Origin of the sequence: Bradyrhizobium murdochi (assembly GCF_000472965.1) — a bacterium.
Lineage (GTDB): Bacteria > Pseudomonadota > Alphaproteobacteria > Rhizobiales > Xanthobacteraceae > Bradyrhizobium > Bradyrhizobium murdochi.
The window spans coordinates 39,489-55,258 of record NZ_AXAU01000027.1 but is presented as its reverse complement, the minus strand read 5'-3'; the positions used below and the strand labels follow the sequence as shown (position 1 = coordinate 55,258).

Sequence of the window (15,770 nt, the reverse complement as noted above, 5' to 3'; positions counted from 1 at the left end):
CGACGGAGCGGAGGACATCTTGAAGATCGCAGTGTTGGGTGGAGGAAACGGTTCGTTCGCGGCCGCCGGCGACCTCGCGTTGGCCGGTCACGAAATCCGGCTGTGGCGGCGAAATCCCGGAGATGTCGACGCACACCATGCGCAGGGCGGCACCATCACGGTCATCGATCGATCAGGCCGCCGCGAGGCCAGGCTGGCTGTGATTACCTCTTCGATCGCGGAAGCGATCGACGCTGCCGATCTCATCTTGTGTCCGGCACCGGCTTTTGCGCAAGGCGCGATCGCCGATCTGGCCGCACCGCATTTGCGCGACGGCCAGGTCGTATTCCTGCCGCCCGGCACATTTGGCTCCTACATCTTCGCCCGTACTGCCCGCGACGCAGGCAACCGCGCGGAGATCGCAACCGCAGAGACCGGGACCCTGCCGTGGCTGGCGCGCAAGCAGGGCCCTTATGCGGTTCGCATTTCGGGCAGGGGCGCGCGATTGCCAACCGGTGTGTTTCCGCAGCGCCTTGCCCCGCATGCGCTGGGTGTGATCGAGCGCGCGTTTCCGAATGCCATCGAGCCGTGCGGCGATGCGCTCTCGGCGGCGCTGATGAATGCCGGCCCGATCATTCATCCGCCGCTGATCACCATGAACGCCGGTCCGATCGAACATTTCGACAAATGGGATATTCACAAGGAAGGAACGCAGCCGGCGATCCGCCGCGTGACGGACGCCCTCGATGCCGAGCGCATCGCCATTCGCGAGGCGCTTGGTTATGGAAAGCCGCATTTTCCTCTGGCCGATCACTATTCGCGGGATGGTGAGCCATGGATGTATGCGCGCGACGCGCACGAGCAGCTCACGGATTCCGGCGATTGGTCCGAACGACTCATTCTTGTCGAGCACCGCTACATGTCGGAGGATCTGCGTCTCGGCCTGTCGTTCCTCGCATCGGTCGCTGGTCTTGCAGGCGTGCACACGCCGCTGGTCAAGGCGTTCCTCGCGATCGGTTCCGCCATTACCGGTGAGGATTTCGCAGTGACGGGCCGGAGCTTGTCCTCGCTCGGCCTCGGCGATCTCGATAGGGCCGCGTTGCAAAATCTTCTGGCCGAGGGTTTCCGATGAAACCGGTTATCGGATGCCTCGGCGCTGGACGAATGGGCCGCGGTATTGCCGTCGTGTTCGCTTTCGCCGGTCATCAGGTTGTCGTTATCGATTTCAAGGAACGGGAGGCGTCGGCCTTCGAGACGCTAGCGGCCGAAGCCAAGGCCGAAATCCGTTCGACGCTCGAGATCCTCTCGCGCATCGGTCTGCTCCCGCCAGAGCTTGTGCCAACGATTGCCGAACGGATCACGGTCGTGTCCCGGCAGGAGGCGGCTGCGACGTTGCCGCGCTGCGACGTCATCTTCGAGGGAATGCCGGAGATCCCTGAGTTGAAGCAGGGAGCGCTGGCGGAAGCCTCGCGGCTGGCGGGCGAGGGTCCGATCATCGCCTCGACCACCTCGACGATCCTGGTCGACGACCTCGCCGGATCGATCGAACATCCCGGGCGCTTCCTCAATGCGCACTGGCTCAATCCCGCCTACCTCGTGCCACTGATCGAATTGTCTCCCGGGCAGCTCACCGCGCCGGAGACGACGGCGCGGATGAAAGCGCTGCTCGAAGGCATCGGCAAGGTGCCGGTGGTCTGCGCGGCGCGTCCGGGCTTCATCGTTCCGCGTATCCAGGCGCTGGCCATGAACGAGGCCGCCCGGATGGTGGAGGAGGGTGTCGCCTCCGCGGAAGATATCGACAAGGCGGTGATCTATGGCTTTGGATTCCGCTTCGCGGTGCTCGGCCTGCTCGAATTCATCGACTGGGGCGGCGGCGATATCCTGCATCATGCCAGCCGTTATCTGGTCGAGGCGCTCGGCGACGACCGCTACGCCGCGCCGCCGATCATCGCCGCCAATATGCGCGAGGGCCGCATCGGCATGAAGACCGGACAGGGATTCATGAACTACGAAGGCGTCGACCAGGCTGCCTATCGCGAGCAGCGCCTCGCCGCTTTTGCCTCGGCGCTGCGGGCGATGGGCCTTGCGCGCGAACCCGTCGCGTAACGCGCGCGCTGCCCTAGCTAGGTAGATCTAGTGTGTTCGGATGATACGAAGCCCCATTTCTACTTTGCATGGGGTTGTTTTCGCAATTTTTGGTCCCGCTCTTAGTTGCTCTAATGCCCGCCGAGATAGGCCGCGATCAGCTTCGGGTCGTGGATCAGAGTGTCCGCCGCCCCCGACTGGATGATCTCGCCGGTTTCCAGCACATAGCCGTAATCTGCGGTCTCCAGCGCGGCGCGGGCGTTCTGCTCGACGAGCAGGACCGACACGCCGAGGCTCCGCAACGAGGCGATGGTGCGGAAGATTTCCCGGACGATGAGCGGCGCAAGGCCGAGGCTGGGTTCGTCCAGCACCAGGAGCTTCGGCTTCGCCATCAGCGCACGGCCGAGCGCCAGCATTTGCCGCTCGCCGCCCGACAGCGTGCCGGCGGCTTGCTTGCTGCGCTCCTTCAGCCGCGGAAAGCGGTCGAACACATCGTCGAGGCTTTTGCGCGTCGTCGAACGATCGCGCAGGCTGTAGGTACCGAGCAACAGATTGTCGGCGACCGACAGATCGGCGAACAGCTCACGTTTCTCGGGCACGAGGCAGAGACCACGTTCGACACGTCCTTCGACATCGATCCGCGCAAGATCGTTGCCTTGAAAGACCATTCGTCCGGTGGACTTCAGCAGACCGATGGCGGCCATCAGCAGCGTGGTCTTCCCGGCGCCGTTCGGTCCGATCACGGTCACGATCTGCCCTTGCTCGACGGAAAGCGAGACGTTCCGCACCGCCTCCACCTTGCCGTAGGCGACCGACACATTCTCGATCGAGAACATCTGTGTCACGCGACACCTCCAAGATAGGCTTCCTGGACGCGGGCGTCGTTGCGTATTGCCGCAGGTTCGCCTTCGCAGAGTTTTGAGCCGAAATCGAGCACGACGATGCGGTCGACCAGCGACATCACGAACTCCATGTCGTGCTCGACGAGGAGGATCGTCAGATGGTCGGCGCGAAGCGACCGCAGCAGTTCGGCCAATTTTAGCTTTTCCTGGCGGCGCAGACCGGCCGCGGGCTCGTCGAGAACGAGCAGTGTCGGGTCGGCTGCGAGCGCGCGAGCGATCTCGAGCACGCGCTGATTGCCGAGCGGCAAGTTGCCGGCGAGTTCGAACGGCTTGTCCCCGAGCCCGACCCGCTCGAGCTGCTGCAACGCCTCGTAGCGTGCGCTGGCCTCTTCCGCCTGATTCAGGCGGAGCGCGCCGGCGAGCAGGCCGGTCCCGGTGCGCGAATAGGTGCCGAGCAGCACGTTGTCGAGCAGCGTCATGCGCGGGCGCAGCTTGACGTGCTGGAAGGTGCGCGAGATGCCGGAGCGCGCGATGTGGAATTGCTGGTCGTCGGTTATCGAGCGTCCCGCGAAAGCGATCTCGCCGCTGTTGGCGCGCAGCGCCCCCGTGAGCAGGTTGAACATCGTGGTCTTGCCGGCGCCATTCGGTCCGATCAGCCCGAGGATCTCGCCGGACCTCACTTCGAAGCTGACATTGTTGACGGCGACGAGGCCGCCAAACCGCCGCTGCGCGCCGCTTACTTTAAGAAGAAGCGTGCCGGGCGCCGGCTGCTCGCGGCACGGCAGCGGGCTAGCCGGTTGCGGACGGGACTTCTTTAGCTCCGGCAGAAAGCCTGCCAGGAAAGGCACGATGCCTTGCCGCGCACGCTGCAAGAACAGGATGAACAGCGCGGAGAACGCCACGATCTCGAGCTGGCCGGAGGCGCCCTTGGCGATCAGCGGCAGGTAGTCTTGCACGGCATTCTTCAGGAGCGTGACGATCGCGGCACCCACCACACCGCCCAGAATGCTGCCGGCGCCGCCGACCATCGCCATCATCAGATATTCAATTCCCATGATGGCTTCGAACGGTCCAGGACTGACGAAACGGCCGAGATGAGCGTAGAGCCATCCGGACAGCGCGCCAAGGAATGCGGCGATCACGAACGTCGCCAGCTTGATCTGGAACGCGCTGATGCCGAGGCTTTCGACCAAGGTATTGCCGCCGCGCATCGCGCGCATCGCGCGGCCGATGCGGGAGTCGAGAAGGTTGTAGCAGAGGAGGAGGACTGCGACGACGATCGCCCAGATCAAGAAATAGATCTGCCGGCTCTCCACAAGCGCGAACGGGCCGATCGAGATCGGCGGAATGCCCGAGATGCCATTATGTTGGCCGAGCCCCTGGATGTTGCCGAACAGGAACGCGATCGCCAGCCCCCACGCCACCGTGCTCAGCGACAGGAAGTGGCCGCCCAGGCGCAGCGTCACGAAGCCCAGTATTGCCGCGATGCTGCAGGTAAGAATGACGGCCAGCACCAGTCCGAGCCAGGGCGAATAGCCGTTCAGCGCTGTGACCCACGCTGTCGCATAAGCGGCGACGCCGACGAAAGCGGCCTGCCCGAACGAGACGATGCCGCCGACGCCGGTCAATAGCGCGAGCCCGATGGCCGCAAGCGAGTAGATGCCGATATAGTTCAGCAAGGTAATGCTGAACGGATTGAGCACAAAGGGCGCCGCCACGAGGCAGGCGATCGCCGCGGCAATGATGAGGCGGATCTGCTGCGGCGTCATTCCTCGACTTCCTCTTCGGAATGTTGCGAGGCGAGCGAGCGCCAGAGCAGCACGGGAATCAGAAGCGAGAAGACGATGACGTCCTTCAAGGTGCTGCTCTGGAACGAGGCGAAGCTTTCGAGAAGGCCGACGCCGAACGCGCCGAGCGCAGCCCCCGGATAGCTCGTCATGCCGCCCACGATGGCGCCGACGAAGGCTTTCAGGCCGAGCAGGAATCCGGAGTCATAGAAGATCGTGTTGACCGGCGCGATCAGGATACCGGAGACGCCAGCCATCAGTGATCCCAGCAGATAGGCGATGGTCCCGGCGCGCGCCGGCCTGATGCCCATCAACCGGGCACCGGTCCGGTTTAGGGCGGTTGCGCGCAGCGCCTTGCCGATCAGCGTGAAGTCGAAGAATAGAAACAGCAAGCCGCTGAACACGAGCGCGGCCGTGAGGATCAGCACTGTCTGTCCGGAGACGTGCACCCCGGCGATCTCCATCGCCATCGACGTCAGCGGCTCGGTCCGGACGCCTTCGGGGCCGAAGAACAGCAAGCCAAGTCCGACCAGCGCGAAGTGGAGCGCGACCGAGACGGTCAGCAAGAGGAGAACAGAGGCATCCGCGATTGGGCGAAACACGATCCGGTCCAAGAGTGGCGAGATCGGCAGGATCAAGAGCAGCGCCAGCACGATCCGGACCGGCATCGGCGGGGTAAAGCGCATCGTCAGCCAGACGGTCCCGACGACGATCAGAGGTAACACGAGGTAGAAGAGGACGGCCTTCGGCACCGCGCGAAGTTCGCCGGCGCGCGCCAGCGAGACGACTTCCATCGCGCAGGCCATGCACGCCAACACGACAACCAATCCGACTGTTCCGGGAAGCTGCTTGGCATCCAATGCGGCCAGCGTCAGCGCCGTGAAGGCTGCGATGTCGCCGAACGGAATGAAGATCACCCGCGTCACGGTGAAGATCAGCACGGTTCCGATCGCCACCAGGGCGTAGACCGCCCCGGTGGCTATTCCGTCGATCGCAAGGATCGCTGCGATGTCTGCCGTCATGCCCTCAGTCGTCCTTCCGTGTTACGCCTCGGCATCGCTCAGGGCTGGTAGGTCCAGGCGCCGTTGACCAGGCGAACGATCACCAGCGCGCGCTCGTCCACGCCGTGATAGGCACCAGGTTTGAAGTTGTAGACTGCGTGCACGCCCGAGAGCTCCTTGGTGTTGAGGATCTCGTCGCGCAGGGCTTTGCGGAATTCGACGGTGCCGGGTTTAGCGGTCTTCAGCGCGCGCGCCGCGGCTGACGTGAAGATCATCCAGCCGTCGAAGGAATAGGCCGAGAAGCCGTCCGTGCTCGGGAGATTGTTGGCCTTCTGGTAGGCTGAGCGGAAATCGAGCGCGAGCTTCTTGGCGAAATGGCTGTCCGGAAGCTGCTCGGCGACGATGACCGGACCGGCGGAGACTTGAATGCCTTCCGCGGCCTTGCCGCCGACGCGCACGAAATCGGGATTGACCAGCGCGACCGTGCCGTAGGTCTTGCCCTTGAAGCCACGTTCGCCGAGCGCAAGTAGTGGCAGCGCGCCCTGCGTGCCCGATCCGCCGATCAGAACGGCATCCGGACGGACGGCAAGAACCTTAAGGATCTGGCCGGTGACAGACGTATCGACGCGCGCATAGCGCTCGTTGGTCAATACCTTGATGCCTTCCTCGGCTTCCACCGCCTTGGCGCCGTTGTAGACGAGATCGCCCCAGGCATCGGAAAAGCCGATATAGCCGATGTTCTTCATCGCGTCGCGCTTCATGCGATCGGCGACGACCTTGACCAGCAGCGAAGCGGGTTGCGGAACGGAAATACCCCATTGGTCCGCCGGATTCGGTTGTCCGATCACCGGAGAGACGGCGATCATCGGCACCTTCAGTTCGGTCGCAACTGCCATCATGGCGATGGTCGATGGAGCAGTTGCGGTGCCGATCAGGAGGTCCACCTTCTCTTCCTCGATCAGCTTGCGCGCATTGCGGGTTGCGGCGGAGGGATCGGAGCCGTCATCGAGCTGGATCAGCTTGATCTTCTCGCCGTTGACCTCGTTCTTGTACTCCATGGCGGCCTGGATGCCGCGCCCGTATGGGATGCCGATCGAGGAGCCGGGCCCGCTGAGCGACGTCACGAAGCCGATCGTGATGTCGGCCTGTGCGGTCGATGCCGCAACGAGGCCGCCGATGAGGGCAGTCAAACTCAACATCTTGCGCATTGCATTCCCCTTGGTTGAAAACAGCCGCGACCTGAGCGAGATGTCAGCATGGATCGGGTCGGACCAGCACGATCGATGCCGTGATTGTCGCCGAAGCCCGGCGCGGGTCCGGTCCCCGCCTCCGGATGGGAGTTATGAAATGAGCGTCAGCAAAGTCGGTTCCAATCTCGAGCGCCGCTTCGTCACGACGCGTCTTGGCCGCATCCATGTCGCTATGGCCGGAACCGGGTTTCCCGTTCTCCTGCTGCACCAGACGCCACGCTCGTGGGACGAATACCGTGATGTGTTGCCGCTGCTCGGCCGCGATTTCCGCGCGATCGCAATGGATACGCTCGGCTTCGGAGATTCCGATCGGCCTGCCGCTGATCCTTCGATTGAACTGTGGGCCGAAGGGGCGTTCGCGCTGCTCGATGCGCTGGAAGAGCCGCGGGCCGCGATCGTCGGTCATCACACCGGCGCGGTGATCGCGATCGAAATGGCCGCCTCGGCGCCTGCGCGGGTGAGCGCGCTGGTGCTCTCGGCCTGTCCTTTCGTCGATGCGGCGCGCCGGGCCAGGCATGACGGCATGCGTGTGATCGACGAGGTCGAGGCGCGTACCGACGGCTCCCATCTCACCGAGCTCTGGGCGCGCCGGCAGCCGTTCTATCCCGCTAATGATATCGATTTGCTGCAGCGCTTCATGGTCGATGCGTTGCGGGCTGGCGAGATGGCGGCGGAAGGCCATCGGGTCGTGAATCGCTATCGGATGGAGGATCGTCTGGGAAGCATCCAGTGTCCCACGCTGGTCATTGCTCCGACAGCCGATCCGCACGTTCATCCCGTGGCTCCAAGAGTTGCCGGAGCTATCGAGGGTAGTATCTTGCGCGAGCTCTCAGGGGGCATGGTGCCGCTTCCCGATCAGATGCCGGAGGCCTTTGCCGGCTTGGTCCGCGACTTCGTCGCCGCCGAGGTGGCCAAGGGCGGGAACGGCACCTGAAGCGCCGAGTCCAACCGCAGCGGATGCGAACCCGTCTGCAATACCTGCTGTTCCGAGGTCGATAATCTCAGCCACGATTGATGACCTTTATCAACGCAACTACCAATGCGACGCATGCCCGCACAGACGTGGATGCCCCATCAATTGTTTAAAGCCTAAAGTATTTATCGGCCGAACGTCAATACGCCAACTTCGTGGCTTCGCGGAAAAGTTTGCGGCGGCGCGTGCAAGCGCGAAGGCTGAATTCGTCTATGCAAAAGCGTGAGGCGCTCTCTGCCTGTCCTTTCGGCAACTCGATCTCGTCGCGCGCAGATGTTGTCGGAAAGCCGTTCAATTGACGCGAAAATTATTTTGTGGTTGAAATATTTCGGTCGATGAGTGGTGCTGAGCTATCGTGTGCCTTCACATCGATGGCCTTGTGCATATCGTCAGTCCTCTCAGACTACGTGATTTGAGGATCGATCGGCGCGCGTCGCCTGTGAACGGGATATCCGCTGTGCGCATCTTCTGGCAGAGCTTCGTCGACCAGGCTACGAGCGCGCCCTACATGGCGCGGCTTGCGGCTTATCTGAACGAGATCGCGGCACCCGGCACCAGCGTCCACGTCGAGGGCATCACGCCCGCCGATCGCGACTTCGGCCGCCTCAGCGAATTCCGTTGCGCGATCCAGGCGGTCGACAACGGACTCGCAGCGCAGGGAAACGGCTTTGACGCCTATGTCATGGGCCACTTCCAGGATCCGGGATTGTACGAACTGCGTTCGGCGCTGACGATCCCGGTGGTCGGCGCCGGCGAGGCCACGCTGCTCGCGGCCTCGCAGCTTGGCCGTCGCCTCGGCTTGGTCACGCTCGATTCAGCTTTCGAGGTCTGGCACTACGAGCAGGCCGATCGTTACGGGCTTTCCGGCCGCGTGGTGCATGTCACCGGCATGGGCTGCCGTCCGGAGAATTTCAGCGCCGCGTTTGCGGGCGATGCGGCGGCGAAGGCACGCATGCTGGGCGACTTTGCAGCCTGCGCGCAGCCGCTGGTCGATCGCGGCGCCGATGTCATCATTCCGGCCGGCGTGCTGCCCGGTCTCCTGATTGCGAGCGAGCGTGGCTTCAAGATCGGCTATGCGCCCGTGGTAAACTGCGCAGCGGTCGCGCTGAAGAGCGCCGAGATGTGGGTGCAGTTGCAGCGTCTCAACGGTACCGAGCCGAGCCGCGGGCCGAGTTTTGCGCTGGCCAATGACCGTGCCCGGCAGGATTTCCGCGCCACTGTGGCGCGCACGCCCAACAAACCGAACAGCGCTTGAGGACAAGACATGCGGCAGCCCGACAAGATCTTGTATGAAGCCGAGGTGACGGCGACCGGCGGGCGCGACGGCAAGGCGGCGAGCGACGACGGGCTCTTGTCGGTGTCGCTGTCGCTGCCGAAATCGCTGGGCGGTCCGGGCGGGCCGGGAACCAATCCCGAGCAGCTCTTTGCCGCCGGATATGCCGCGTGTTTCCTCGGTGCGGTCAAACTCGTCGCGCGCACGCGCAAGATCACGCCATCGGCAGAACCGACCGTCACCGCCAGGGTTGGCATGGGTCCGGTCGCGGTCGGCTACGCGCTCACCGTCGAGCTCAAGGTGCTGCTCCCGGGGCTGGAGAAATCCGTCGCGGAGGAAGTCGTTGCCGGCGCCCACGAACGCTGTCCTTATTCGAACGCAACGCGCGGCAACATCGACGTCAAATTGACCGTACTCTGAACGGCTCACAGGAATCCGGCGGTCCGATGCAGAGCTCCATCCGAACACCTTACGATCGGGTCGTGATGGCAGTTCCGGTGACGATCCCGTACGTGCGCTACTCGGTCGAGAGCGCGCAGTGGTGGATCGGCCGCGCGCTGAAGGCGCTGGTCGATGGCGCCGGAATCACGCCGCGCGACATCGACGGCTTCTGTGTTTCGAGTTTCACGGCGGGGCTCGACAGCGGGATCGGGCTCACCCAGCATTTCGGCCTCTGCGTGCGATGGATCGACACCATTCCGCTCGGCGGTGCGAGCGCCATCGCCGCGCTGCGCCGTGCGGCGCGGGCGGTGCAGGCGGGCGACGCGCGCATCGTGGCCTGCGTGGCTGGAGATACCAACCACGTCGATTCCTTCCGCTACACACTCGAGAATTTCTCACGCTTCAATCAGGATGCCGTCTATCCCTATGGCGCCGGCGGCGCCAATGCGAGCTTTGCACTGATCGCACGCAACTACATGCGAACGTTTGGCGCCAAGCGCGAGGATTTCGGCAAGATCGCCGTCGCTCAGCGCAGCAATGCGCTCCGCAATCCCGACGCGTTGATGAAAGCGCCGCTGACCATCGAGCGTTACATGTCGGCGCGGCCGATCGCCGACCCGATCCATCTGTTCGATTGCGTGATGCCGTGCGCGGGCGCGGAAGCTTTCCTGGTGATGGGCGAGGATGTCGCCGCATCGCTGAATTTGCCTGCGGCCAGGATTCTCGCCACGATCGAGCGCCACAACGCGTTCGGCGATGACCCCGTTCAGGTGCGCGGCGGATGGGCTGTTGATGTCGATGAGCTCTACGCGATGGCGGGCGTCAAGCCGGATGATCTCGATTTCGTCGAGACCTACGACGATTATCCGGTGATCTCGATGATGCAGTTCGAAGACCTCGGCTTCTGCCGAAAGGGGGAGGGACCGGACTTCGTTCGGCAGCACGATCTCACGATCGACGGCAGCTTCCCGCACAACACCTCCGGCGGTCAGCTCTCGGTCGGGCAGGCCGGCGCGGGCGGCGCCTATCTCGGCGTGGTCGAGGCGCTGCGCCAGGTTCTCGGGCAGGCCGGTCCGACGCAGGTTAGGGATGCACGCGTCGGGTTGGCTTCGGGTTTTGGAATGATCAATTATGATCGCGGCCTCGCTTCGGGCGCGGCGATCCTCGCGGGGCCAGGCGCATGATCGAGCCGATCCAAAAGCCGCGCCGGAAGAATCCTTTACAGCGGACGCAGCTGCCGACGTCGCCGCCACGCGCACGCAGCCGCGCCTCGCACGGCTTTACGCGGGCCGCCGCCGAGGGGCGCTTCATGCTGCAGCATTGCGGCGCCTGCGGAACGTTCTGTTATCCGGCGCGCGATGCATGCCCTGCATGCCTTTCCGCCGACCTCGCCTTCACGGATGCGCCGCGGCGAGGGACACTTTTGTCCGAAACGACGCTGCATATCCCGGCGGACGTGCACTTCCGTGAGCGCGCGCCATGGCGCATCGGTCTGGTTGCGATGGAGTGCGGGCCAACCCTCGTGACGCACCTGCACGCCGATTGCGAAGAGGGCGGGCCGGTCGTGATGTCGTTCCAACTGGACAAGAGCGGGCAGGCGGTGGCCTTCGCGCACCCCGAACGTGAGACCCCCAACATGACGGACGACAGGCAGTGGCGTGAGATGACCGCCGATCCAAAATTCCGGCGCGTTCTGGTGACCAACGGGCGCAGCATCGTCGGTCAGGAAGTGGTGGCTGCGCTGAAGACAGCCGGTGCGTCGATCGTGTTCGTCGGCGTCGCCGAGCCGTGGAAGCCATTCCGCGGCGAGGATGCCTTGCGCGCCATGGAGGGCGTCGAGATCGTGCCGCTCGATATCGGCGACGAGAAGTCGGTCGCAGATCTGGCGGCCGATGTTGGCGGCAAGGTCGATATTTTGGTGAACACCACCGAGCATGTCCGCGCCGGCGGGCTGCTCGATCGGCAAGGCACCAGCGTCGTGCGCGACGAGATCGACCAGAGCTATCTCGGCTTCGTGCATCTGGCGCAGGCGTTCGGATCGTCGATGCGAATGCGCGGCTCGGATGGCGTCAACAGCGCTGCCGCCTGGGTCAATATCCTGTCGGTCTATGCGCTGGCGAACTGGCCGGCATTTGGTGCCTATTCGGCGTCGCAGGCCGCCTGTCTGTCGCTGTCGCACTGCCTGCGGGCGGAGCTTCGGTCCGGCGGCGTCAAGGTGGTGAACGTGTTCACGGGTCCGCTCGATATCGAGTGGTTCCAGACGGTGCCGCCGCCGAAGGTGGCGCCACGCGCGGTGGCGAGTGCGATCGTGTCGGCGCTCAAGCGCGGGCTTGAAGATGTGTTCGTGGGCGATGTCGCCGAAGAGATTCGCCAGCGCCTGGCGGCCAACCCCAAGGCAGTCGAGCGTGAGCTGGGGGCGTAGGCAGACTTTTTGAAAACGGGAGAAGCGCAATGGACAGCAACAGTCTCATGCAATTTGCCGGCGCGGTTGCATCCGGCGCGGTGCGCGTCGTCGATCTGACCTTCACCCTCAGTCCCGATTTTCCCGTCATCGTGCTGCCGCCGGAATTTGGTCAGGCCGCGCCGGTTCGCATCCAGCAGATTTCGCGCTACGATGCGAATGGCCCTGCCTGGTACTGGAACAATCTCACCTTCGGCGAGCACACCGGCACGCATTTCGATGCGCCGATCCACTGGTTCACCGGCAAGGACCTGCCAAACAACGCAGTCGACACGCTGCCGGTGCGCGACATGATCGCGCCGGCCTGCGTGATCGATTGCTCGACGCAGGCCGCAAAGGATGCGGATTTCCTTTTGACGATACCGGTCGTGGAAGCCTGGGAAGAAAGCCACGGGCGGATTCCGGAACGGCACTGGGTGCTGCTGCGCACCGACTGGTCGAAGAAAGGTTGGCGCGACTACGCCAATCTGAAGGACGACGGCGCCCACACGCCCGGACCGAACGCCGCCGTGATGCGCTGGCTCGTCGAGGAGCGCGGCGTCATCGGCTTTGGCACCGAGACGATCGGGACGGATGCTGGCCAGGCCGGGCACCTCGATCCTCCGTATCCGGCGCATCATTTCCTTCACGGCGGCGGACGTTACGGCCTGCAGTGCCTGTGCAATCTCGATCAGCTTCCGCCGACCGGCGCCGTGATCGTGGCTGCGCCGCTCAAAATCCAGAATGGCTCCGGCAGTCCGTTGCGCGTGCTTGCGTTGGTACCTGGGCAGGGCTGAACCTTTTCGTCGACATCGAGTGACATCATGAACAAGAAAAAGACTTTGTTGATCGGCGCTGCGCTCTTGCTCGCCGTCGTGGCGCCGGCGCATGCAGAGATCCTCGTCGGTTTTGTTACCGGCCTGAGCGGACCGGTGTCCTCGATCGGCGTGCCGAACGCCAAAGGATTGGCCGCGGGCCAGGCCTATGTCGGCGAGATCGATGGTGAAAAAGTTCGCGTCATCCAGCTCGATGACGGCTCGGATCCGGCCGCCTCGACGCGCAACGCGCGCAAGTTGGTCGAGCAGGAAAAGGTTGATTTCCTGATCGGCACGTCAGGCGCGCCGCAGACGCTGGCGATGGCGACCGCCGCGATCGAGATGAAAGTGCCGATGATAGCGGTCTCGCCGATCGCGCCGGTGTCGGCCGGAGAGGGCGGGCCGTGGGTGGTGCAAACCCCGCAGCCGACGCCGCTGCTCGTCCAGGGCATCGTCGATCACATGAAGAGCCGCAATGTGAAGAGCGTGGCCTTCATCGGCTTCTCCGACGCCTTTGGCGACCTGATGTATAACTCGTTGCTGCAAAGCGCCGAGAAGGCCGACATCAAGGTAATCGCCAACGAACGCTATGCGCGCTCCGACAGCTCGGTCACTGCGCAGGTGCTGCGTGCAGTTTCCTTGCGTCCCGACGCGATCATGCTGGGCGGCACTGGAACGCCCGGCGCGCTGCCCGTAATCGCGCTATCCGAGCGCGGTTACAAGGGGCCGCTCTACGGCAATCACGGCATGATCAGCGCGGATTTTCTGCGGCTTGCCGGCAAATCGGCCGAGGGCATCATCTGCCCGACCGGGCCGGTTACGGCGGGCGAACAGCTTCCCGAGAGCAACCCCATCCGCAAGGTCGCGCTCGCATTCCGCGCAGCCTATGAGAAAGCCAATGGCGAGGCGCCGGCCGATGCGTTTTCGCCCTACGCCTTCGATGGCTGGCTTGTGTTCATCGATGCCGCCAAACGTGCCAAGGCGACCGGCGCGACGCCCGGAACGCCGGCGTTCCGTAACGCGTTACGCGAAGCTTTGTTCACGACCAAGGATGTCATCGGTGCGCACGGCATCTACACCTATACGCCGGCTGATCGCCACGGCGTCGATAGCCGCGCGCGGATACTGGTCCAGATCGAAAACGGGAAATACAAGCTGCTGCCGTAGTTGCCGGGCCGGCACCAGCGGCTCAGGCGTGTCGTAGCTTTGCCTTCAGCGTGCGCATGTCGATCGCGCGATTGGCGCTGACGGCGGCAGCCGCCAATGTCTTGATCTCGCCCCGGGCGAGCTTGCGCGTTGACGACAGCGGCAACTCGTCGACGATGGCGACGTAGCCGGGCACCTTGTGATAGGCGAGGCGCTCGGCGCAAGTTTTGACGATCGAAGCGGCCAGCGTGGCAGCATCATCGATCTCCACATTCGGCACAATGAAAGCAAAGACCTCTTCGCCGCGGATGTCGTCAGGAACGGGTGTCACCGCGCAGCCGCCGATGCGCGTGTCCATGTAAAGCGCGCTTTCGACTTCGAGCACGCCGATGTTCTCGCCGCTGCGCCGCACGATGGTCTTCTTGCGATCGAAGAAATACAGAAGCCCATCCTCGTCGGCGAAAACCAGATCGCCCGTGTGGAACCAGCCGTCCTGCCACGCCGCTTCGGTGGCTTGCTCGTCTTTCAGGTATCCGCTGAAGAAGCCAGCCCGGGCATTGTCGCCCTTTGCGCGGACCAGCAATTCGCCAGGCTTTCCAGGCGCGACATCGGAACCTTGATCATCAACGAGGCGATACTCCATATCTGATGATGGCCGGCCGACGCAGCGCGCGCCAAACCCCGCAGGCTCACGGGCGGTGGTCGTCGCCGCCGCACCTCCGGTCTCGGTCATGGCCCAGGCCTCGACGATCGGGATGCGGTAGCGCTCCTCGAAGGTGGCGCGGTGGCGGACATCGACGCCGGGCGCGAAGGCGAAGCGCACGCGATGCTGCCGTTCCACTTCAGCTACAGGCAATTGCAGCAGGATGGCCGGGATGACGCCGAGACAATGCACGACGGTGGCGCCGCTATCGGCCACGCACTGCCACCAGCGATTGGCGTGGAAGCGGTCGAGTGGCACCACGGCGCCGCCGAGCACCATCATGCCAACCGCGCTGCAACCGAGCGCGTTCATGTGAAACATCGGCAACGGCGTCAGGTTGATCTCGCGGTCTGGCTGTAGCTCTGCCACGCCGCCTTGCGCGAGGTACCAGTCGGCCACCTGCAGAAAATAGCGGTTCGAGAGCATGCAGCCCTTTGGCTTGCCGGTGCTGCCTGAGGTAAACAGCAGCGCGCATTCATCATTGTACTCGGGGCTTTGGGCGCTGACGTTCGTCTGGCACGATGGAATGCGGCTATCGGTATCGATCAAGCGGGCGCGGCCGAGCGCCGCATCTTTCGTCACATGTATGCGATCGAGCGTCGCCACGAGCAGGTCGGCCTCCGACAGCTCGAGCTGGAAGGACAATTCATCGGAGCGGACGTCGGGGTTGATCGGAACGATCGAAACCCCGAGCGCATTGAGCGCGAGCCAATGCAGGAAGAAGACCGGGCGATTTTCGAGCAGCAAGGCGACCCGCGCACCGCGTCCGTAGCCGGCGGCCGCGTATTCGGCACGCAGACGCTCGACCTCGGACCTAAAGGCGCCGTATTCGATCTTGAAACCTTCCGGTGCGTAGGGCAGTTGCGCACTCGCAGGCGCCAGCAGGAATGGCGCGTCCGGCCGCCGTGCAGCCGTGGCGGCGAAAGCATCAGATGGTGACCGATACGGAATGTTGAGACTCATTGCGGGCGTCGCTCCCATTCATGTCTTGCCGCCGGACGCAGGTAGTCGGAAGCCCGCACCAGCGCTTGCTGC

14 protein-coding genes are annotated in these 15,770 nt (G+C 64.0%); 9 read left to right on the top strand and 5 right to left on the bottom strand.

Annotation, left to right across the window (positions count from 1 at the left end):
- Positions 1–19: 19 nt before the first annotated feature.
- Both YUO_RS0133040 and YUO_RS0133035 read left to right on the top strand, forming a co-directional pair.
- Positions 20–1,111: an NAD/NADP-dependent octopine/nopaline dehydrogenase family protein gene (locus YUO_RS0133040; protein ID WP_028351077.1), complete on the top strand. Its 1,092-nt coding sequence runs from the start codon at positions 20–22 to the stop codon at positions 1,109–1,111.
- Positions 1,108–2,085, top strand: coding sequence for a 3-hydroxybutyryl-CoA dehydrogenase (locus YUO_RS0133035; RefSeq protein WP_083754804.1), 978 nt, complete (start codon positions 1,108–1,110; stop codon positions 2,083–2,085). Before YUO_RS0133040 ends, YUO_RS0133035 begins: the two co-directional genes overlap by 4 nt.
- A gap of 110 nt (positions 2,086–2,195) precedes the next feature.
- Here the strand turns inward: YUO_RS0133035 and YUO_RS0133030 are convergent, their stop codons facing one another.
- From YUO_RS0133030 to YUO_RS0133015, 4 genes are read right to left on the bottom strand one after another with little or no spacing between them, the layout of a single operon-like run.
- Positions 2,196–2,900 carry an ABC transporter ATP-binding protein gene (locus tag YUO_RS0133030; protein WP_430649579.1) on the bottom strand — a complete coding sequence of 235 codons (705 nt, stop codon included), beginning with the start codon at positions 2,898–2,900 and terminating at the stop codon, positions 2,196–2,198.
- 5 nt (positions 2,901–2,905) lie between these two features.
- Positions 2,906–4,675, bottom strand: coding sequence for a branched-chain amino acid ABC transporter ATP-binding protein/permease (locus YUO_RS0133025; protein ID WP_028351074.1), 1,770 nt, complete (start codon positions 4,673–4,675; stop codon positions 2,906–2,908).
- Positions 4,672–5,715, bottom strand: a complete 1,044-nt coding sequence (locus YUO_RS0133020) for a branched-chain amino acid ABC transporter permease (protein WP_028351073.1) — start codon at positions 5,713–5,715, stop codon at positions 4,672–4,674. The genes YUO_RS0133025 and YUO_RS0133020 overlap by 4 nt, the downstream gene beginning before the upstream one ends.
- Positions 5,716–5,753: 38 nt before the next feature.
- Positions 5,754–6,902, bottom strand: a complete 1,149-nt coding sequence (locus YUO_RS0133015) for an ABC transporter substrate-binding protein (RefSeq protein WP_028351072.1) — start codon at positions 6,900–6,902, stop codon at positions 5,754–5,756.
- 139 nt (positions 6,903–7,041) lie between these two features.
- Here YUO_RS0133015 and YUO_RS0133010 point away from each other — a divergent pair, with 139 nt between their 5' ends.
- From YUO_RS0133010 to YUO_RS0132980, 7 genes are all read left to right on the top strand, one after another.
- A complete protein-coding gene (locus YUO_RS0133010; RefSeq protein WP_028351071.1) occupies positions 7,042–7,878 on the top strand; it encodes an alpha/beta fold hydrolase in 837 nt (278 codons plus the stop codon).
- A 496-nt stretch (positions 7,879–8,374) separates the two neighbouring features.
- Positions 8,375–9,172 (top strand): aspartate/glutamate racemase family protein, encoded by a 798-nt coding sequence (locus tag YUO_RS0133005; RefSeq protein ID WP_028351070.1) that lies wholly within the window; start codon positions 8,375–8,377, stop codon positions 9,170–9,172.
- Between the two features lie 9 nt (positions 9,173–9,181).
- A complete protein-coding gene (locus YUO_RS0133000) occupies positions 9,182–9,610 on the top strand; it encodes an organic hydroperoxide resistance protein (protein WP_028351069.1) in 429 nt (142 codons plus the stop codon).
- 26 nt (positions 9,611–9,636) lie between these two features.
- Complete coding sequence (locus YUO_RS0132995) at positions 9,637–10,815, top strand: thiolase family protein (protein WP_028351068.1); 1,179 nt, start codon at positions 9,637–9,639, stop codon at positions 10,813–10,815.
- A complete protein-coding gene (locus YUO_RS42450; protein ID WP_028351067.1) occupies positions 10,812–12,053 on the top strand; it encodes an SDR family NAD(P)-dependent oxidoreductase in 1,242 nt (413 codons plus the stop codon). Before YUO_RS0132995 ends, YUO_RS42450 begins: the two co-directional genes overlap by 4 nt.
- Positions 12,054–12,082: 29 nt before the next feature.
- Positions 12,083–12,868: a cyclase family protein gene (locus YUO_RS0132985; RefSeq protein WP_028351066.1), complete on the top strand. Its 786-nt coding sequence runs from the start codon at positions 12,083–12,085 to the stop codon at positions 12,866–12,868.
- A gap of 27 nt (positions 12,869–12,895) precedes the next feature.
- The gene (locus YUO_RS0132980; protein ID WP_028351065.1) at positions 12,896–14,053 is read left to right on the top strand and encodes an ABC transporter substrate-binding protein; all 1,158 of its coding nucleotides are present in this window, start codon (positions 12,896–12,898) and stop codon (positions 14,051–14,053) included.
- 22 nt (positions 14,054–14,075) lie between these two features.
- Here the strand turns inward: YUO_RS0132980 and YUO_RS0132975 are convergent, their stop codons facing one another.
- Positions 14,076–15,698, bottom strand: coding sequence for an AMP-binding protein (locus YUO_RS0132975; RefSeq protein WP_051379758.1), 1,623 nt, complete (start codon positions 15,696–15,698; stop codon positions 14,076–14,078).
- Positions 15,699–15,770: the final 72 nt, after the last annotated feature.